The sequence below is a fragment of the Amycolatopsis sp. NBC_00355 genome (assembly GCF_036104975.1).
Lineage (GTDB): Bacteria > Actinomycetota > Actinomycetes > Mycobacteriales > Pseudonocardiaceae > Amycolatopsis.
This window is the reverse complement of the sequence record NZ_CP107982.1, coordinates 4,296,372-4,315,102: the sequence shown is the minus strand read 5'-3', so window position 1 is coordinate 4,315,102 and position 18,731 is coordinate 4,296,372. Positions and strand designations below refer to the sequence as shown.

Here is an 18,731-nt window from a genome sequence, read left to right as displayed (position 1 = left end):
CGGTCAAGGACAGGTTTGCGCCAGTGTCTTGCGGCCCGGCGGCCCGGCGCGTCTCTCCGGTTGGGCTCTTCTCGATTGCGAGGCCTCGCCCGGCCGCATTCCGCAAGGTGCGACCGCCCGGAACCGGGTGCGACCGTCGGGAACGCGCGGCGTCCCTGTTGCGCCCGGAGCCGCCCCGTGCGGCCCTCGGTCGTCCTGTCACACCGTGGAGGTCATGGTGCCGAGCACCCCCCTTCCGACCCGCGCCCAGCTCGTCGAACGCGCGGCCGGCCTGGTCCCGCTCCTGCGCGCGAACGCCGGCAAAGCCGCCGAAGACCGCCGTCTCACCGAGGAGACGATCGACGCCCTCGCCGACGCCGGCATCTTCAAGCTCCGCGTCCCCGCCCGCTTCGGCGGCTACGAAGCCGACACGACCACGCTGATGGAGGTGGCCGCGGAGCTCGGCCGCGGCGACGGTTCGGCGTCCTGGGTCGCCTCGGTCTACTCGATCCCGGGCTGGATGGTCTGCATGTTCCCGGAACAGGTGCAGGAGGAGGTGTTCTCGACCCCGGACGTCCGGGTGTGCGGGACGCTCAGCCCCACCGCCTTCGCCAAGCCCGTCGCCGGCGGCTTCGTCGTCAACGGCAAGTGGAGCTTCATCAGCGGCGCGCCGCACGCGCACTGGCAGGAGATCATCGCCATCCTCGACCCGGCCGACGGGTCCGAGCCGTACCCGCTGATGGCCCTGGTCCCGATGGCGGACCTGCAGGTCGTCGACGACTGGTACGCCACCGGCCTCAAGGGCTCGGGCAGCCTCACCACGATCGCCCAGGACCTCTTCGTCCCGGCCGAGCGGGCGCTGCCGATGCCCACCGTCGTGCAGGGCAACAGCGTCTCCGAGCGCAACGCGCGGATCCCGATCTACCGCGCGCCGCTGGTGCCGGTGGCCGGCGCGAGCACCGTCGGCACCCTGCTGGGCCTGGCGCGCGCGGCGAAGGAGAACTTCCTGGAGTGGCTGCCGGGCCGCCGGATCGCCTACACGGCCTACACGAAGCAGTCGGACGCCGCCGTCACACACCTGCAGGTGGCCGAGGCCTCGCAGAAGATCGACCAGGCCGAGTTCCACGCCTGGCGGATCACGTCCACTGTGGACCGCAAGGCGGCGGAGGGTGTCCCGTGGACCCTCGTCGAGCGTGCCCGCAACCGGGCCGACGTCGGCGAGGTCTGCAAGCTGGCCAAGGAAGCCGTCGACATCCTGGCGGCCGGCGCGGGCGGCGCGTCGATCTACCAGCACGTGCCGATCCAGGGCATCCTGCACGACCTGCAGGCCGCGAGCCTGCACGCACTGATCAACCCGACCACCGCCGCGGAATTGTACGGCCGTATTCTGTGCGGTTTGGAACCGGACACGGCATACATCTGAGCCCCCGATTTCGCTGCCCCGGTCCGGCCCGCCACAGGAATCCGTGGTCGCAGGTCAGGGCCGTTTCGCCGGGGGAAAACGGTGAGAAACGCACAGCTACCCCGGACAGTTCCCGGGGCCGCCCGCACCGCATTTCGGAAGATGCTCGTGACGAGCGGCCTCTGGGACAGTTACTCACCGTACGAACCGACCTCGAAGTCACAACGCCTTGTGCGTCTGGCCTTTGTGATCCCTCGGTCGGCCGGCGGCATTGATGGAGAGAGGATGATGAAAAGTGACCGGTAACGGCGCGCCGCCCTTGGCCGGGCGGCGGGAATGGTGGGGGTTGGCGGTGCTCGCCCTCCCCACGATGTTGACGATGATGGACATCAACGTCCTGTTCCTCGCTCTCCCGCACCTGAGCGCAGACCTGGGCGCGAGCAGCACCGAGCAGCTGTGGATCACCGACATCTACGGCTTCCTGATCGCCGGGTTCCTGGTGACCATGGGTACGCTCGGTGACCGGATAGGCAGGCGGAAGGTCCTGGTCACCGGGGCCACCGCCTTCGGCATCCTTTCGGTGGTCGCGGCCTTCTCGACCAACCCCGAGATGCTGATCGTCGTCCGTGCTCTGCTCGGCATCGCGGGTGCGACGATCATGCCCTCGACGCTCGCGTTGATCATGGGCATGTTCCAGCACCCGAAGCAGATGGGTGCCGCGATCGGTGTCTGGGCCACCTCGATGATGGCCGGTATCGCCCTCGGCCCGGTGATCGGCGGCCTGCTGCTGGCGTCGTTCTGGTGGGGCTCGGTCTTCTTGCTGGCCGTCCCGATCATGCTCCTGGTGCTGGTGTTCGGGCCGATCCTGCTGCCCGAGTTCAAGAATCCGAACGCGGGCAAGGTCGACCTGCTCAGCGTGGCCCTGTCGCTGCTGGCGATCCTGCCCTTCATCTGGGGCCTCAAGGAGGTCGTCCGCTCCGGCTGGGCGGTCGCGCCGGTCCTGGTGGCCCTGGCGGGCATCGTGTTCGGCGTGGTGTTCGTGGGCCGGCAGCGCAAGCTGGCGAACCCGCTCCTGGACGTCCGCCTGTTCGCGATCAAGGCCGTCTCCGGAGGTCTGATCCTGGGCCTGCTGTTCGCCGCGATCCAGGGTGGCACGGGTCTGCTCGTGACCCAGCACCTGCAGGAGGTGGAGGGCTTCTCGGCCCTGAAGTCCGCGCTGCTGCTGCTGATCCCGGCCGTGATCATGGTGATCGGCATCCAGGTGACCAACCCGCTGTCGCTGAAGGTGCGTCCCGGCATCATCATGATGGTCGGCATGCTCATCGCGGCGGTCGGCATGGTCGTGCTGAGCCTGTACGACACGACTTCGGGCGTGGCCGTGCTGATCGTCGGCTCGAGCATCATCTTCATCGGCGGCAGCCCGATCGGCGTCCTGGTCAACAAGGTCGTCATGGGCTCGGCTCCGCCCGAGAAGATGGGGTCGGCGGCTTCGCTGCAGTCGACCGGTGGTGAGCTGGGCGTCGCGCTCGGCATCGCCGCCCTCGGCAGCATCGCGACGGCGGCTTACCACAGCCACCTGACGGTGCCGGCGAGCGTCAGCGGCCCGGCCGCCGACGCGACCCGCGAGAGCATCTCCAGCGCGGTCCAGGCTGCGAGCACGCAGCCCCCGGCCGTCGCGCAGGACCTGCTTTCCGCGGCGGGCAACGCGTTCACCAGTGCCCTGAACACCACCGCCGGCATCTGCGCGGTCGTGTTCGTGGCCCTGGCCGCGCTGGCCTTCGTCACCCTCCGGCACATCCCGGTTCCGCCGCCGATGCCCACGGGCCCGCCGCCGGAAGCCGCGCCGGAAGGTGCACCGGAAGCCGCCGCGGAGGGCGAAACCTCCGCGGAGGCGGCGCAGGCCTGACGGCCTGACTGCCTGATGCAACTCCCGGGTCCGGCCGGATCGCGTGCGCGCGGTCCGGCCGGACCCACCCCTTCCCAGACATCTCGAGGAGCCTCGATGGAGCCGATGATCAACGTCATGCAGCCGGCGCTGGGCGAGCGCGAGCTCGCGGCGGTCCGCGAGGTGTTCGAGAGCAACTGGATCGGCCGCGGCGCCCGCACCCAGGAGTTCGAGTCGTCCTTCGCCCGCCACATCGGCGTCGACGCCGCCCACGTGACATCGACGAACTCCTGCACCGAAGCGACGTTCATCGCGATGGAACTGCTGGAAGTCGGCCCGGGCGACGAGGTGGTCCTGCCGACCGCGAGCTTCGTCGGCGCGGGCAACGCGATCGCCTCCCGCGGCGCGAAGCCGGTGTTCTGCGACGTCGACGAAGCAACGCTGAACCCGAGCGTTTCGCACGTCGAAGCCGTGCTGACCGAGCGCACGAAAGCCGTGCTGATCCTGCACTACGGCGGCTACCCGGGTGAGGTCGCGCAGATCGCCGAACTCTGCCGCAGCCGCGGCGTTCACCTGATCGAGGACGCCGCCGTCGCCATCGCGTCCACAGTGGACGGCCAGGCCTGCGGCACCTTCGGCGACATGGGCGTCTGGAGCTTCGACCACGGCAAGATCGTGGTCACGGTCGACGGGGGCATGCTGTGCGTCCGCGACCCGGAGCTGGCCGCCCGCGCCCCCAAGATCGCGTACCTGGGAATGGAGCAGCGCAGCGGTTACGACCAGGCGATGCGCGCCCAGACCCGCTGGTGGGACTTCGACGTCACGTCGTTCTCCCGCCGCTCCACGACGAACGACGTCCTCGCGGCCGTCGGCAACGTCCAGCTGAGCAGGCTCCCGGAGTTCATCGACCGCCGCCGCGAGGTCGCCGAGGCCTACGACGCGGGCCTGTCGTCGGTGTCCGGCCTGAGGGTCCCGCCGCCGTTGCCGGCCGGCCACACGTCGTCGTACTACATGTACTGGTTGCAGTTCGAGGGCGGCATCCGCGACGAGGTGGCTCGCGACCTGTACGAGCTGGGCGTCTACACGACGTTCCGGTACCCCCTGCTGCACCAGGTCCCGGCATACGGCTCGGACGCGGTCCTCCCGGGCGCCGAGGCGGCCGCGGACAAGACGCTGCTGCTGCCGATGCACCAGTCCCTGTCCGACGCGGACGTGGACCGGGTCATCTCGGCGGTCCAGGAATGCACGGGCCGCCGCACGGGCATCGCCCGCGCCGCCTGACCCCGAGCGCACCCGGACCGCCGGCACGCCCGTGGTCGACAACTCCCGGTTCGCCGGCGCGGTCGTGGTCCAGAACTCCCGGGCGCCTGCGCGGTCTGAGCTGCGTGCCGGGTGCCCTCGCCGAGTGGTCGACGTGCGCCCGGACCGCCCGAACCCGGCCGCCTGGCCGCGTTGTCGGTTGAACCTGGCCGGCCGGCTGAGCGGTCTGCCGCAGCCCTCGTGAGTGTTTAGTCGGGTTCTAACCCGACTAAACACTCACGACCCGCCCGAACCCGCCCGATCCGCATCGGCTGCGCCCGCACCGACCTGTTCGCGCCGGCCGTGCCTGCATCTGTCTGGCAGCGCACCGACCCGGTCGCGCGTCAACCCCGCAGCCGGGGAGATGCCGCCGCCCGGGCCGCCCTGTCACCGTGGTCGGTACGGGTCCCGAACGTTTCCCTCCAGTGAGGATGATGGTCATGAAGGCAGCGGTAATCCCCGGGGTCAACCAGGAGTGGGAACTGCGGGAGGTCCCGACCCCCGAGCCCGGCCCGGCGGACGTGCTGATCCGGGTGCGTGCCTCCGGCATCTGCTCGAACGACGTCCTGGTGACCAAGGGGATGTTGCCGTTCCCGGCGTTCGACCCGGCCATCCCCGGCCACGAGCCGGTCGGCGAGGTCGTCGCGGTCGGCGACGCCGTCACCAGCCGTCAGGTCGGCGACGTCGTCGGCACCACCTGGATCCGCGGTACCTGCGGCAGCTGCGATTACTGCCGCCTCGGTCTGCCGCTGTCGGCTCGTGCCGCCTTTGCTTGCGCCGCGCCGGTTTCCACCGGGTTCACCGTCCAAGGTGGACAGGCCGAGTACATCGTCGTCGCCGCCGACCAGACCGTGGTCATCCCCGATCACCTCTCGCCGGAGCTGGCCGTTCCCGTGCTGTGCGCGGGTTACACCAGCTGGAGCGCGCTGCGCACGGCCGAGCCGAAGCCGGGGGAGCGCGTCGCGGTGGTCGGCATCGGCGGCCTGGGTCACCTCGCCGTCCAGTACGCCCGCGCGTGCGGCTTCGAGACCATCGCCGTGACGAGCTCGCCGGAGAAGCACGACCTGGCCCGCGAACTGGGGGCGAGCACGGTCGTGTCCAACGGCGAAGAGTTGCGCGCGGCCGGGGGCGCCGACGTCATCCTCGTCACCGGGACCTCGAACCGCGCGGCCGCGGACGCGATGACCGGCCTGAACGTCAACGGCCGCCTGGTGCTGGCCGGCATCGACGTCACCGAGCCGTTCACGCTGCCGCCGATGCTGCCGTTCTTCGGGCTGGGCCAGCGGATCCTCGGTGCCACCCACAACGGCACCGAGTACCTGCGCGAGGCCCTGGACCTGGTGGCGGCGGGCAAGGTCAAGCCGCTGGTCGAGACGTTCGCGGCGGAAGACATCGCCGAAGCCGTCCGCAAGGTCGGCAAGGGCGAAGTGCGGTTCCGCGCCGTCGTCACGTACTGACCCACCCGGCTGTTCCGACCGCGCCAGGGGGCTGTCGTGCGGATACTGTTCACCACCGTGGCCCTGCCGGGCCACTTCTTCCCGTTGGTCCCGCTGGCGTGGGCCTGCCGCGCGGCGGGGCACGAGGTCCTGGTGCTCAGCGCCGAGGACTTTATGCCGACGGTCCTCGGCTCGGGGCTGCCGGCCGCGTCGTCGGGCCCGGCGGAGCGGTTCGCTGACCTCGTCGCGGACGACCGTCCGACCGCGGGCCTGGCCGAGCAGCGCACCGCCCACGGCCGGGTCTTCGGCCGGATGGCCGCCCGCAGCCTGCCGGGCACGTCGGTCGTCATGCGGGCGTGGCAGCCGGACGTCGTGGTGAGCGAGCGAGCCGAGTTCGCCGGCCCGCTCGCGGCGTGGAACCTGGGGATCCCGCAGGTGGAGCTGCACTGGGGGGTGGCGGCGCTGCGGGAGTACCGCACCGGAGCGGCGAAGGAGCTGTCGATCCAGCTGGCCGCGCGCGGCCTCGACGCGCTGCCGAGACCGGCGGCGGTGCTCAACCCGTGGCCCCCGTCCCTGCGCCTCCCGCACGCGGCGGCCCACACCGGCATCCGTCCGCTGGCCTACAACGGCGAAGCCCGGGTCCCGGACTGGGTGCTGCGCCGCCGTCGCCGGCCGCGGGTGTGCCTGACGCTGGGCACGGTCGTGCCGCGCACGGGCCGCAGCCAGGTCGCCGGCAGCGTGACGGACATCGTCGGCGCCCTGGTGGACCTGGGTGTGGAGATCGTGGTCGCGGTGGACGACCGCATCGCGGCGGGCTGGCCCCCGCTGCCCCCGGAGGTGCACCACGTGGGCCGCATGCCGCTGTCCCCGGTGTTCGCGACATGCGACGCGGCCATCCACCACGGCGGCCAGGGCACCACGTTGACGGCCATCGAGGCGGCCCTGCCGCAGCTGGTGCTCCCGGTCTTCGACGACCAGTTCGACAACGGAGCGGCGATCGCGGACGCCGGCGCGGGCATCCGGCTGCTCCCGGACGAGATCAACCCGGCGGCGATCGCCGAGCAGTGCGCGGAGATCCTGGAGCGCCCCGGGTACCGCCGCTCGGCCGGGACGCTGGCGGCGGAACTGGCAGCCCAGCCGACGCCCGTGGAGGTGGCGGAGAGCCTGGCCGCGCTGGTCGCGGACGGTGCCGCCGAGGCCGCCTGACCTGGGGCATCACGCGTGTTCGGAGGGCAACCCACGTGTTCGGAGGAGCATCACACGTGGTCAGGCGTAGATCTTGCGTGCTCGGGCGCGGATCTCGCCTGGTGATAGGGGCACGGCGCGCGTAGTTGGGCGCGGGTTTCGTGTGGTGGGGTGCGTGAGTCGCGGGTTTCGCGTGGTGGGGGCGCGACTCGCGGGGCGAGGGCAGATTTCGTGCGACGGGGAGCGTCACTCGTGCGATCGGGTGCGTCACTCGCGCGTCCGGACGTGTCAGGCGTGACTGGGTGCGTATCTCGCGTGCTCGGCCACCGATCTCGCGAGATCGGTGGCCGTCGTGCCTGGTCTCGTCGCTGGGGTGCGCTGTGGACCGGGGTGCCGGCTGCGCGCCGGGTCGCCCGGGGAGCGTGTCGGTGTCGCGTGGCCGAGGCGGGTCAGAACCAGGCGGTCAGGCGATCGAAGGCTTCGCGCTCCTGGCGGCTGAGTGACGGGTGAAGCCGCAGGTCCGGGTGCCACACGGGCGCCAGGTGCGCCGGCGCCGCGAACGGGCCGGGGCCCTTGAGCCCGTACAGCAGGTAGCCGGTGTGGCTGTAGCCCGCCGACCGCTCCACCGCGTTCAGCAGCTTCCTCACCATGGGATCTGGCACCGGAACGTCCTCCGCATTCGTCAGACCGGGGCGGAACGTGCCGCCTCGTTCTTCCATCATGCTGTTTCCGGCGGCGAAATACCACCTTCGTGTGGTCCGAACGGGTGCCCGCACCCCCGACGCGGGGCTGTGAGCAGCACTTTCGTTCGTCGAGTTGGCCTCGTGGCCGGTTCAGGCGCCGAGACGGGCCGAAGAGAGCAAGACAGAAGATGCGCCGCGACCGCGAGTCAGGTAAGAGGGCACGCCGGCGACGGTCACCGTCCACAAGTGACAGTCAGGCGGCCTCCGAAGTGGACGGAGGTGTGGCCGGCCCGGTCGACGGCGGAATGCGGGGCACCTGCTGGGCGGTCGCCATCTCCGATGTGGACGGGATAGTGGTGTTTGTCGAAGTCGTCGATGGTGGGATGCCGGCGTGCGCCGGGTCCGGGTGGTCCGGGGGACGTCGGACGGCGAGGTGGTGCAGCTTCCTCAGGTGCCGTTGCACCAGCCCGGCGCGGCGGGCCTCGTCGAAGACGGCGCGAGCGGCGCCGTTGGCCCGCCGGCGGTGGTGCTGCGGGTCGGATTCCGGATCCGTCACGGTGTTCGTCCTCCAGGAAAGTCGGATGGGGTCTCGGGCACGGCGACGCTGGACATTGCTCGGTGTGATCGTCCGGTCGCGGGGGAGAACGGCGGCCGAGATCGCCGTCCTGATAACAAGATTGTCTCGGGGCGGGGGTGTTGGGCCAGTTGGCCGCACGAACAGGGCGTCGCCCGGACGGGTGCTCCGCAAGAAGAACGCGGGCCGCCACCGTCCACAGTGGGGTATGCGGCCGCGGACGACACGTCCGGGTGTGAGGGGAATCTCTTGGTCCAGGCACGCCGTGCGCGACCCGCGCACGGCGTCTTCCCTGGTGGCGCCCCCGGCAGGACTCGAACCTGCGACCTAGAGATTAGAAGGCTCTTGCTCTATCCAGCTGAGCTACGAGGGCCCGCGCCGACGGCTGCTGCCGGTCGTGCCGGTGACCCGGCACGGGGCAGCTTAGTCGTCGTCATCCTCTCGATCGTTCGACACCGGCGAATCGTTTCAGGTCTCGATAGACGGAAATCCGGGATCCGGGGTGACGCCTCGACGTCGGCGTGAACGGGTGACCCGTGCGGGTGAAGTGGTGTGGACCTTTCACGGCCGTAATCGGGCCGATAGGGACGTTTCGGGGCGGCGAACCCTCCCGTCGGGTGTCGTGGTGGTGCGCCACGCCGCAGAGCGCGCCCGCGGGCCGCTGAGCCCAGGGCTGCGGAGGTGCAGCCGGGGCGCCTGCGGAGCAGGTGCCGCGGCCGTGGTCGCGCAGTGACGGCGCCTTGGCGCAGGCGGGCGCCCGGTCTTGTGACGCTGCGGTGTGCGCCGGCTGTGGGTCCTGCGTGTGAGCGCCCGGATGTGCGGGTATCGGCGTCGCTGCCGCTGCCCTGCGTGACACGGCTCGCCGGGCAGTGGGGGCGTCGGGGGTGGGCCCGTGGGCGCGCCACGCCGCAGAGGCGCGCCCACGGGCTGGGGCCGCTTCGGGGGAGCGGCCCCGGTCGGGCCCGGCTGCCGCCGGTGCGAGCCGGCTCGCCCCCTGGGGAGCAGGCGGCCGGCCGGGCCCGGGTCAGGGGGTCACTCCCAGATCTTGATCGCGCGGACCACGAACGGGGCCTTCGGCACGAACGTGCCGCCACCCGGGTAGGTGATGAAATCTCCCTCGGTCGTGCATTCTTCGCTCTGGTAGACCGTGACGTCACGGCTCATCAGATTCACGAAAGAGGATCCGTCGAATCCTTCGGGTAGCGGAATGCAGTCTTCGGGATTCGCGGTCCGCAGGTCGAAGCGCTGGGCGTCGCCGCCGTAGTCGTCCGCCGACCACAGGCAGAATTCGCCCTTCTTGCAGACCGGATCGGCCTGCGCGGTGGCGGCTTGGGCGGCTCCGGCACTGGTCAGCAGGCCCAGCATGGCCAGGACGAGCAGGTGCGGCAGGCGGGCGCGGATACGGCGTGCGGACATGGTGGTTTCCCCTTCGGAAGTCGCGGCTTGCGGGCCGCGGTGAATGTGTGATTCCAGATTGGCGGGTGGCCGGGGAGTTGTCAGCCCGCAATTTCGATTCTGTGGACAACTGCGCGGCGCGGGAATGGTTGTCCACAGATCCGCGAACGGCCTTGCCCGCGAAACGCGGCGATGCTAAGCGCGGGCGGTGCTGGCACGCACGACCAGCTCCACCGGCACCTCGCCGGGAACGGCCGGAGGAGTGCCGGCCAGGAGGTTCAGCACCAGCTCGCCGGCGATCCGGCCCTTGGCCGCGAGGTCCTGCCGGACCGTGGTCAGCGGCGGCTCCGACCAGCGGGCGACCGAGGTGTCGTCGAAGCCGACCACCGACAGGTCCTCCGGCACGCGGATCCCCAGCTGCCGCGCCACGGCGAGCGCGGCCAGCGCGAGCTGGTCGGACATGCACAGCAGCGCGGTCGGCCGCGGTGTGCGACCGAGCAGCGCGAACGCGCCGGCCATGGCGCTCTCCGCGCTCAGGCCGGCCGCTTCTCGGATGACCACGTCGAACGCGCCGGCAGGGGCACTCGGGGTTGCGTCGATGACCGCGTCGAACGGGCCGGCAGCGGCGCCGAGGCTTGCATGGACGACCGCGCCAGGCGTGGCGCCCAGGCCAGGTGCTTCGTCGACGACCATGGCGGACGCACTGGTCGCGGTGCCCGAGTCGGTTGTTGCGTCGGCCGTGCTGGTTGCGGTGCTCAGGTGGGCTGCTGTGTTGGTCGTGCTGGTTGCGGTGCTCAGGTCGGTTGCTGTGTTGGCCGTGCTGGTTGCGGTGCTCAGGTGGGCTGCTGCGTTGGCCGTGCTGGCTGCCGTGCTCAAGTCGGCTGCTGCGTCGGTCGCGCTGGTTGCGGTGCTCAAGTCGGGTGCTGCGTTGGCCGTGCCGGCTGCGGTGCTCAAGTCGGCTGCTGTGTCGGCCGTGCCGGCTGCGGTGCTCAAGCCGGCCGGTTCCCGGATGACCGCGCCGGAGACGCCGTTCGTGGCCTCGGGACCAGGTGGTTCGGCGAGGCCGAGCACCTCCAGGTACCCCGCCAGCCGTTCGCGGGTGTCACGAAACGCCGCGGCCGCCGCCGAGGCAGGCGTCAGAAGACCTCCGCCAGGCGTCACCCGGCTGGCCGCGGCGAAGATCCCGAACCGCCGGTGCCCCAGCTCGACCAGGTGCCGCGCGGCCAAGGCCGCGCCGAGCCGGTCCTGGCAGCCGATCCGGGCCGTGCCCGGCAGCAGTGGCTGGTCGATCACCACCAGTGGCAAGCCCCGCTCACGCACCGCCTCCAGCGCCGGGGTGCCGTCGGCCAGGGAATACGCCACCGCGATGTCCGCCTGCGCGGCCAGGACGCGCTCGGCCGGCGGGCCGCCGCGGGGGTCGCCGCCCGGCAGGAGCAGCAGGGCGTGGCCGCCCGGTTCGACGACCCGGGCCAGCGCGTCCAGGGTCACCGAGAGGGCCGGGTCGGAGAACGCCGTCGACAGGGACGTGTCCAGCAGGACCGCGATCGCGCCGGTGCGGCTGGTCGCGAGGCTTCGCGCGGTCGGGTTCGGGCCCGGGTAACCGAGCTCCTTCGCCGCCCGCAGCACCTGCTCCCGCAGCGGCGCGGACAGCTGGTCGGGCCGGTTGTAGGCGTTCGACACCGTGGCTCGCGAGACCCCGACGGCGTCCGCGACGTCGTCCAGTGTCGGACGGCGGCGCCCGGTCCTCGTCATCGGCGCAGTCTAGCCACGATCCGATGGACTTTCTGAAGCGCTTCAGTCACGCTGGGAACCGGGAAAGGGGGACCGATGCGGGATCGGGTCGCGGTGTTCACCGTGTTCGCGCTCAACGGGCTGGCCTTGGGCTCCTGGGCCTCGCGCACGCCCGCGCTGGCCGCGCAGGTGCACGCCTCACCAGGGGTTTTCGGTCTGGCCCTGCTCGGCGCCAGCGTCGGCATGCTCGCCGCCGCGTCGGTCGCCGGCCGGCTCATCGAACGGGCCGGCGCCCGGGCGGTCGTCGCCGGGAGCACCACGCTCGCCGCCGGCTCCCTCGTGCTCATCGGGTTCGCGCCGGACGTGCCCCTGCTGGCCGGCGCGCTGCTCGTGATCGGGGTGAGCGTCGGGCTGCTCGACGTCGCGATGAACGTCGCCGCGGTGGCCGTCGAACGCCGGGCCGGCAAGCCGATCATGCCCGTGTTCCACGCCGGGTTCAGCTTCGGCGCGCTCGCCGGATCGCTGGCCGCGGGCCTCGCCGCCGGCCACGGCTGGTCGCCGGGGCGCCACCTGACCGTCGCCGCGATCGTGGCCGTCCTGGTGCTGCTGGTCGTGGTCCGCGCGGTCCCCGGCAGCCGTCCCGAGCACGCGGACGAAGCAGCGCCGAGCCGGGCGCCGATCCGCCGTCCGGTGCTGTGGCTGCTCGCCGCGGTCGCGCTGTGCTCGGCCATCGCCGAGGGTGCGTCGTCGGACTGGTCCGCCTTGCTGATGACGGCCGAACGCGGGGTCGGCCAGGGCGCCGCGGCGCTGGCGTTCGCCGGGTTCCAGCTGGTCATGGCGCTGTCCCGGCTCGTGGGGTCGTGGGCCCAACGCCGGTTCGGCCCGACGCGCTGCCTCGTCGCGGGGTCCTCGCTCGCCGCGCTCGGGCTGATCGCGACGGCCACCGTGCCCGTCGCGGCGGTCGGTTACCTCGGGTTCGCGCTCGCCGGGGCCGGCCTCGCGGCGTCGTTCCCGCTCGCCCTGAGCCTCGCCGGTGACGCCGGGAAGCGCGCTGACGGCACCGGCGGCGAGCGCGAAATCGGCTTCGTCACGGCCATCGCCTACACCGGTTTCCTCGGCGGCCCGCCGATCATCGGCGGCATCGCGCAGGTGAGCGACTACAGCGTGGCCTTCGTGTTCGTCGCGCTCGTGGCGGCCCTGATCCTGCCCGCCGCGCTGGCCGCCCGCCGGTCGCGACGGCGCGAGGACGCTGCCGCGATGGTCGGCCGCTAGCCGTTCCCGATGCGAAATCCGTGCCGCCAACCGGGTTTACGCCACGCCCCGGGCGTTGACAGGCTCGCGGTGCGAGAGGCAAGCTGAGCCTCGTCGGTAAACTGAAATGAATACGGCGACGTTTCCATTTCAGGTCGGCTGATCGAGGTAGGGGCCTCGGTCGCGGGAGGGACGTCGTGAGGGTTGTACTGCTCGGCGGCGCGGGGGCGCTCGCCGGCGGGAGCGGGCGCTTCGGGCCCGGGCTTTCGCTGGTCCAGGGCGCCGTGCCGCGGCTCGTGCTGGTCCCGGTCGTGTTCCGGCTGGCGCTGTTCCTGCAGGCGGTGTGGTCGGCCGACACCGTCACCACGCCCGTGCTCTGGTTCGGCCTGGCCGTCTACCTGGTGCCGAACCTCCTCGAGATCGCCTGGGTCTTCCGCCGCAGCACCGGGATCAGGCCGGTGCTGGCCACCGACACCACGTACACGGTCGTCACGAGCCTGGCCGCGGCCTTGTTCGCGGCGCACCCGTCCTTCGCCGACCTCCTGGCGCTGACCTGGCCCAACATCATGGGCACGGTGATGATCTGGACGCTCCTGCGCGGCGCGCTCGCCGGGGGCGCCGCGATCGCCGCGGCGGTCGTCCTGCGGTACGTGATGGCCGCTCTGTCCGGCACGGCCGCGCCCGCGACCTGGATCCTGCTCGCGCTGGTCGCCGCGGCGGCGACGTCGCTGGCCATCGTGGTGCTGGTCGCCGGCTCGATGCGGTTCGCGCTGGGGCTGGGCGAGCAGCGCGGCCGGGCCGCCGAACGCGAGCGGCACCGCCGCGACGTCCACGACACCGTGCTGCAGGTGATGGAGGCCCTTGCGCTGCCTTCACCCGGCGACCTGCGCGACCCGGGCGCCAGCCTCGACCAGGTCCGCCGCACCGCCCGCGCGCACGCCCTGCGCCTGCGGCTGAGCCTCGAAGGTGACGCCCCGGCCGAGCCGGGCGGCCTGGAACACCGGCTCGGCGCGCTGGCGGTCGAGATGACGGCCGAGGGCCTGCGGGTCGACCTGGTGGTGCTCGCGAAGGTCACCGAAGTCCCCGAAAGCCTGGTGAACGCGCTGCACGACGCCGCGCGCGAAGCCCTGCGGAACACCTTGAAGCACGCGAAGACGCCTCGGGCCGTGGTGTGCCTCGAAGAGACCAAAGGCGTTGTCACGGTGTCGGTGCGCGACCACGGGACGGGGTTCGACGTCGGTGCCCGCCGCGCCGGGTTCGGCATCGAGAACTCGATCCACGCGCGGCTCGCGGAGATCGGCGGTACCGCCCGCATCGACTCCGCACCCGGCCAGGGCACCCGCGTCGTGCTCAGCGCGCCGCTAGAGCTGCGTTTCCCCGTCGGGTGAGTCGCGCCACTGGGCGAACGGCCGGTCCAGCGTCCACTTCCCGTCGTGTTCCTCGAGCACGCGGTGTTCGCAGGTCCCGGGGTTGGACAGCGATTCGAAGAGTTCGACGCTCCAGCCGAACAACCGGCGGCACAGCAGCCGCAGCGTGAGGCCGTGCGAGACGATCAGCACCGTCTCGGGGTGACGTTCGTCGCGCCGGTGCAGGTCCGAGAGGAAGCCCGCGACGCGGTCGTCGACGTCGGCGCCGGACTCGCCGAATGGCAGCCGGTAGAAGAAGTGCCCGAACTCGTTGCGCCGCGCCTTCTGGACCTCCTGGTCGGCCGGGTCCTGCAGGTTGCCCCAGTCCTGCTCGCGCAGCCGCGGCTCCTGCAGCAGCCGTTCGCACGAAGCCCGGATGTCCAGCAGCCGCAACGTCTCCCGCGTGCGCAGGTAGGGGCTGACGTATACCGCGGGACGCGCGCCGTCGAGCAGCCGGACGATCTCCGGCGCCACCGCGGCGGCCTGCTTCCGGCCCGCGTCGGTCAGCGGCAGGGCGTGGTCCGGGATCCGCGTGTAGGCGAGCTCGTCGACGTTGCCGAGGGACTCGGCGTGCCGCAGCAGGATCATCTTCACGCACTCCATCCTGCCCGTCACGCGGGCGTTACCGCGGCTGGGCATACCCTCTGGGACGTGTCCAGCGAGCCCGTGACGAAATCCGGCGCGCCCACCCGGCGCCGGGCCAGTGTGCTGCCCCTGCTCGCGGTCGGCGTGCTGCTGGCCGCCGTCGTCGCGGTCGGGCTGATCGCGCTCACCGGCGGCGCCGGGTATGTCATCGCGGGCCTGCCGGATCCCGGGCTGGTCACCAAGTACGGCATCACCGTCATGCGCGTGCTGTCGGAGGCCGCGTCGGTGATCTGCGTCGGTTCGCTGCTGCTGGCGGCGTTCCTGGTGCCGCCGCAGAAGTCCGGCACGCTCGGCCCCGAGGGCTACGGCGCGCTGCGCGCCGCCGGGATCGCCGCATGGGTGTGGTTCGCCGCGGCGCTGCTCTCGGTCGCGTTCACCGCCGCCGACACCGCCGGGAAGCCGTTCGGCGACGTGCTGGACCCGCAGACCCTGCTCGACCTCGTCGGCGCGATCGAGCAGCCCAAGGCGTGGCTGTGGACGGCGCTGATCGCCGTGCTGGTCGCGCTCGGCTGCCGGCTCGCGCTGTCCTGGGGCTGGACGGCGGTGCTGTTCTTCCTGGCCGTCGGCGGCCTGGTCCCGGTCGCCGTCACCGGCCACTCGGCCAGCGGCGGCTCGCACGACGTCGCCACCAACAGCCTGCTGTACCACCTGATCGCCGCGTCCCTGTGGGTCGGCGGGCTGATCGCGCTGCTGGCGCTGGGCTACCGGCGCGGGGCGCACCTGAGCCTGGCCGCGCGGCGGTTCTCCCGGCTGGCGCTGGTCTGCTGGATCGTGATGGCCGTCTCCGGCGTGATCAACGCGCTCGTCCGGATCGGCCTGAACGATCTCTTCACCACCGACTACGGCCTCCTGGTCGTCGCCAAGACGGTCGCCCTGCTGCTGCTCGGCGTCTTCGGCCACCAGCAACGCCGCAAGGGCGTCGCGGACCTCGTCGACGGCAGGGGCGGCGGGCAGCTGATGCGCCTGGCCGCGGTCGAGATCCTGATCATGTTCGTCACGATCGGCATCGCCAGCGGGCTCGCCCGGACCCCGCCGCCGGCCGACGCGGTCACCCAGCCGTCCACGACCGAGCTGCTGATCGGCTACAACCTCGACGGCGAGCCGACGTTGTGGCGGCTGCTCTTCGACACCCGCTTCGACCTGGTCTACGGCACCGCGGCCCTCGTCTTCGGCGTGCTGTACCTGGCCGGCGTCCGGCGGCTGCTGCGCCGCGGCGACACCTGGCCGGTCGGCCGCACGGTCGCCTGGATCGCCGGCTGCGTGGTGCTGCTGATCGCGACGTCGTCGGGCATCGGCCGCTACTCGCCCGCGATGTTCAGCGTCCACATGGGCAGCCACATGCTGCTCTCGATGGTGACGCCGGTGCTGTTCGTGCTCGGCGGCCCGGTGACGCTCGCGCTGCGCGCGCTGCCCGCCGCGGGCAAGGACGACCCGCCGGGGCCGCGCGAGTGGCTCGTCGCCTTCGTGCACTCCCCGGTGTCGCGCTTCCTGACCCATCCGGTGGTCGCGCTGCTGCTGTTCGTCGGCTCGTTCTACGCGCTGTACTTCTCGGGGCTGTTCGACAACGCGCTGAGCTACCACTGGGCGCACCTGGTGATGAACGCGCACTTCCTGCTCGCCGGCTACGTCTTCTACTGGCCGGTGATCGGCGTCGACCCGGCGCCGCGGCGGCTCCCGTACCTCGCGCGGCTCGGGATGATGTTCGCCGCGATGCCGTTCCACGCGTTCTTCGGCGTGATCCTGATGAGCAAGCAGACCGTGATCGGGCAGGCGTTCTACAGCCAGCTGCACCTGCCGTGGGTCGGCGACCTGCTGACCGACCAGCGGCTCGGCGGCGGCATCGCGTGGGCCGCCGGCGAGGTCCCGGTGCTGCTGGTGCTGATCGCGCTGCTGGTGCAGTGGGCGCGTCAGGACGAGCGCGAGGCGAAGCGGCGCGACCGGCGCGAAGAGGTGACCGGCGACGAGGAACTGAACGCCTACAACGCGATGCTGAAGAACATGGCCGACGGGAAGCGCGCCGAATAGTCTCGACTTCCGGTTGAGCTTGAGACCGGGCGCGAACCCCGCCCGGCTCCCGGCGAATCGGCCGTTCCGGTGATCCGCGGCTGACTTTCGGTAGCCCGACGGTGACCGGCGTCAGGTCGCGATCAGGTGCGCTCTACGATCGTGCGTATGGCCGAGTTCATCTACACCATGAAGAAGGTGCGCAAGACCGTCGGGGACAAGGTCATCCTCGACGACGTCAGCACCGCGTTCTACCCCGGCGCCAAGATCGGCGTGGTCGGGCCGAACGGTGCCGGCAAGTCCACCGTTCTCAAGATCATGGCGGGGATCGAGCAGGCCAGCAACGGCGAAGCCTTCATCCAGCCCGGCGCCTCCGTCGGCATCCTCATGCAGGAGCCGGAGCTCAACGAGGAGAAGACGGTCCGGGGGAACGTCGAGGAGGGCCTCGGCGAGATCAAGGTCAAGCTCGACCGCTACAACGAGGTCCTCACGCTGATGGAGACCGAGTACAGCGAAGAGCTGATGGAGGAGATGGGGCAGCTCCAGGAGGAGCTGGACCACGCCGACGCCTGGGAGCTCGACTCGACCGTCGAGCAGGCCATGGACGCGCTGCGCTGCCCGCCGCCCGAGGAGGGTGTCACGCACCTGTCCGGTGGTGAGCGCCGCCGCGTCGCGCTGTGCAAGCTGCTGCTGTCGGCGCCGGACCTGCTGCTGCTCGACGAGCCCACCAACCACCTGGACGCCGAGAGTGTCCTGTGGCTGGAGCAGTTCCTCTCCCGCTACGCCGGCGCCGTCCTCGCCGTCACCCACGACCGGTACTTCCTGGACAACGTGGCCGAGTGGATCATGGAGATCGACCGCGGCCGCGTCGTCGGGTACGAGGGCAACTACTCGACGTACCTGGAGAAGAAGCAGGAACGTCTCGCGGTCCAGGGCAAGAAGGACATGAAGCTCGCGAAGCGCCTGAAGACCGAGCTGGAGTGGGTCCGGTCGAACGCCAAGGCGCGCCAGACCAAGTCCCGGTCGCGGCTCGACCGCTACGAGGAGATGGCGGCGGAGGCGGACAAGCACCGCAAGCTCGACTTCGAAGAGATCCAGATCCCGCCGGGCCCGCGCCTGGGCAGCGTCGTGGTCGAGGTCGACAAGCTCAAGAAGGGCTTCGACGAGCGCGTCCTCATCGATGGCCTCTCGTTCGACCTGCCGCGCAACGGCATCGTCGGCGTGATCGGCCCGAACGGCGTCGGCAAGACCACGCTCTTCAAGACGATCGTCGGGCTCGAGAAGCCGGACGACGGCATCGTCAAGATCGGCGAGACGGTCAAACTGTCCTATGTGGACCAGAACCGCGGCGGGATCGACCCGAAGAAGACCGTCTGGCAGGTCGTCTCCGACGAGCTGGACTACATCCACGTCGGCCAGACCGAAATGCCGTCGCGGGCGTACGTCTCGGCGTTCGGATTCAAGGGCCCGGACCAGCAGAAGCCGGCGGGGGTGCTCTCCGGTGGTGAGCGCAACCGGCTCAACCTGGCGCTGACGCTCAAGCAGGGCGGGAACCTGATCCTGCTCGACGAGCCGACGAACGACCTGGACGTCGAGACCCTGGGCTCGCTGGAGAACGCGCTGGAGCAGTTCCCCGGCTGTGCCGTCGTGATCTCGCACGACCGGTGGTTCCTCGACCGGGTCGCGACGCACATCCTGGCCTGGGAAGGCACCGACGAGAACCCCGCGCAGTGGTTCTGGTTCGAGGGCAACTTCGAAGGGTACGAGAAGAACAAGGTGGAGCGGATGGGCGCCGAGGCGGCCCGCCCGCACCGTGTCACCCACCGCAAGCTGACCCGCGACTGAGGGGGCGGGTT

The 18,731-nt window shown here is 71.3% G+C and carries 14 protein-coding genes, 1 tRNA gene and 2 pseudogenes; 9 read left to right on the top strand and 8 right to left on the bottom strand.

The window, feature by feature from the left end:
* Window positions 1-214: 214 nt before the first annotated feature.
* Entirely contained in the window at window positions 215-1,402 is a 1,188-nt protein-coding gene (locus tag OHS18_RS18960) for an acyl-CoA dehydrogenase family protein (RefSeq protein ID WP_328450773.1), read from the top strand.
* Between the two features lie 198 nt (window positions 1,403-1,600).
* On the opposite strand, the gene OHS18_RS18955 is transcribed toward OHS18_RS18960, so the two are convergent.
* Window positions 1,601-1,771, bottom strand: coding sequence for a hypothetical protein (locus OHS18_RS18955; protein WP_328450775.1), 171 nt, complete (start codon window positions 1,769-1,771; stop codon window positions 1,601-1,603).
* Between OHS18_RS18955 and OHS18_RS18950 the strand changes: the two genes are divergently transcribed.
* From OHS18_RS18950 to OHS18_RS18935, 4 genes are all read left to right on the top strand, one after another.
* On the top strand, window positions 1,761-3,287 hold the full coding sequence (locus OHS18_RS18950) for an MFS transporter (protein WP_328450777.1): 1,527 nt from the start codon (window positions 1,761-1,763) through the stop codon (window positions 3,285-3,287). The two genes, OHS18_RS18955 and OHS18_RS18950, sit on opposite strands and share 11 nt — an antisense overlap.
* Window positions 3,288-3,383: 96 nt before the next feature.
* Window positions 3,384-4,547 carry a DegT/DnrJ/EryC1/StrS aminotransferase family protein gene (locus OHS18_RS18945; RefSeq protein ID WP_328617939.1) on the top strand — a complete coding sequence of 388 codons (1,164 nt, stop codon included), beginning with the start codon at window positions 3,384-3,386 and terminating at the stop codon, window positions 4,545-4,547.
* 458 nt (window positions 4,548-5,005) lie between these two features.
* Window positions 5,006-6,022 (top strand): alcohol dehydrogenase catalytic domain-containing protein, encoded by a 1,017-nt coding sequence (locus OHS18_RS18940; RefSeq protein ID WP_328450781.1) that lies wholly within the window; start codon window positions 5,006-5,008, stop codon window positions 6,020-6,022.
* 36 nt (window positions 6,023-6,058) lie between these two features.
* Complete coding sequence (locus tag OHS18_RS18935) at window positions 6,059-7,207, top strand: nucleotide disphospho-sugar-binding domain-containing protein (RefSeq protein ID WP_328450783.1); 1,149 nt, start codon at window positions 6,059-6,061, stop codon at window positions 7,205-7,207.
* Between the two features lie 428 nt (window positions 7,208-7,635).
* On the opposite strand, the gene OHS18_RS18930 is transcribed toward OHS18_RS18935, so the two are convergent.
* The 6 genes and pseudogenes from OHS18_RS18930 to OHS18_RS18905 all read right to left on the bottom strand — a co-directional run.
* Window positions 7,636-7,908, bottom strand: a complete 273-nt coding sequence (locus tag OHS18_RS18930; protein WP_328617938.1) for a hypothetical protein — start codon at window positions 7,906-7,908, stop codon at window positions 7,636-7,638.
* A gap of 214 nt (window positions 7,909-8,122) precedes the next feature.
* Window positions 8,123-8,425, bottom strand: coding sequence for a hypothetical protein (locus tag OHS18_RS18925; protein WP_328617937.1), 303 nt, complete (start codon window positions 8,423-8,425; stop codon window positions 8,123-8,125).
* A gap of 314 nt (window positions 8,426-8,739) precedes the next feature.
* Window positions 8,740-8,816, bottom strand: a tRNA-Arg gene (locus OHS18_RS18920).
* A 659-nt stretch (window positions 8,817-9,475) separates the two neighbouring features.
* Complete coding sequence (locus OHS18_RS18915; RefSeq protein WP_328450789.1) at window positions 9,476-9,859, bottom strand: peptidase inhibitor family I36 protein; 384 nt, start codon at window positions 9,857-9,859, stop codon at window positions 9,476-9,478.
* 174 nt (window positions 9,860-10,033) lie between these two features.
* Window positions 10,034-10,402: pseudogene (locus OHS18_RS18910) on the bottom strand (substrate-binding domain-containing protein); the annotation flags it as partial.
* 423 nt (window positions 10,403-10,825) lie between these two features.
* A pseudogene (locus OHS18_RS18905) lies at window positions 10,826-11,590 on the bottom strand (LacI family DNA-binding transcriptional regulator); the annotation flags it as partial.
* Window positions 11,591-11,665: 75 nt separating this feature from the next.
* Here OHS18_RS18905 and OHS18_RS18900 point away from each other — a divergent pair.
* The gene (locus OHS18_RS18900) at window positions 11,666-12,841 is read left to right on the top strand and encodes an MFS transporter (protein ID WP_328617936.1); all 1,176 of its coding nucleotides are present in this window, start codon (window positions 11,666-11,668) and stop codon (window positions 12,839-12,841) included.
* Between the two features lie 176 nt (window positions 12,842-13,017).
* A complete protein-coding gene (locus OHS18_RS18895) occupies window positions 13,018-14,208 on the top strand; it encodes a sensor histidine kinase (RefSeq protein ID WP_328617935.1) in 1,191 nt (396 codons plus the stop codon).
* Here OHS18_RS18895 and OHS18_RS18890 read toward each other — a convergent pair.
* A complete protein-coding gene (locus OHS18_RS18890; RefSeq protein WP_328617934.1) occupies window positions 14,182-14,820 on the bottom strand; it encodes a phosphoglycerate mutase family protein in 639 nt (212 codons plus the stop codon). The two genes, OHS18_RS18895 and OHS18_RS18890, sit on opposite strands and share 27 nt — an antisense overlap.
* Window positions 14,821-14,877: 57 nt before the next feature.
* Between OHS18_RS18890 and OHS18_RS18885 the strand changes: the two genes are divergently transcribed.
* Both OHS18_RS18885 and ettA read left to right on the top strand, forming a co-directional pair.
* Window positions 14,878-16,896 (top strand): cytochrome c oxidase assembly protein, encoded by a 2,019-nt coding sequence (locus OHS18_RS18885; RefSeq protein ID WP_328450797.1) that lies wholly within the window; start codon window positions 14,878-14,880, stop codon window positions 16,894-16,896.
* 147 nt (window positions 16,897-17,043) lie between these two features.
* Window positions 17,044-18,720, top strand: coding sequence for an energy-dependent translational throttle protein EttA (ettA, locus tag OHS18_RS18880; RefSeq protein ID WP_328450799.1), 1,677 nt, complete (start codon window positions 17,044-17,046; stop codon window positions 18,718-18,720).
* Window positions 18,721-18,731 lie beyond the last annotated feature (11 nt).

Bases quoted from the DNA above. Each gene is read 5' to 3' on its own strand.
- OHS18_RS18960 (WP_328450773.1), top strand. From the start codon at position 215: ATGGTGCCGAGCACCCCCCTTCCGACCCGCGCCCAGCTCGTCGAACGC.
- OHS18_RS18950 (WP_328450777.1), top strand. From the start codon at position 1,761: ATGATGGACATCAACGTCCTGTTCCTCGCTCTCCCGCACCTGAGCGCA.
- OHS18_RS18955 (WP_328450775.1), bottom strand. From the start codon at position 1,771: ATGTCCATCATCGTCAACATCGTGGGGAGGGCGAGCACCGCCAACCCC.
- OHS18_RS18945 (WP_328617939.1), top strand. From the start codon at position 3,384: ATGGAGCCGATGATCAACGTCATGCAGCCGGCGCTGGGCGAGCGCGAG.
- OHS18_RS18940 (WP_328450781.1), top strand. From the start codon at position 5,006: ATGAAGGCAGCGGTAATCCCCGGGGTCAACCAGGAGTGGGAACTGCGG.
- OHS18_RS18930 (WP_328617938.1), bottom strand. From the start codon at position 7,908: ATGATGGAAGAACGAGGCGGCACGTTCCGCCCCGGTCTGACGAATGCG.
- OHS18_RS18915 (WP_328450789.1), bottom strand. From the start codon at position 9,859: ATGTCCGCACGCCGTATCCGCGCCCGCCTGCCGCACCTGCTCGTCCTG.
- OHS18_RS18900 (WP_328617936.1), top strand. From the start codon at position 11,666: ATGCGGGATCGGGTCGCGGTGTTCACCGTGTTCGCGCTCAACGGGCTG.
- ettA (WP_328450799.1), top strand. From the start codon at position 17,044: ATGGCCGAGTTCATCTACACCATGAAGAAGGTGCGCAAGACCGTCGGG.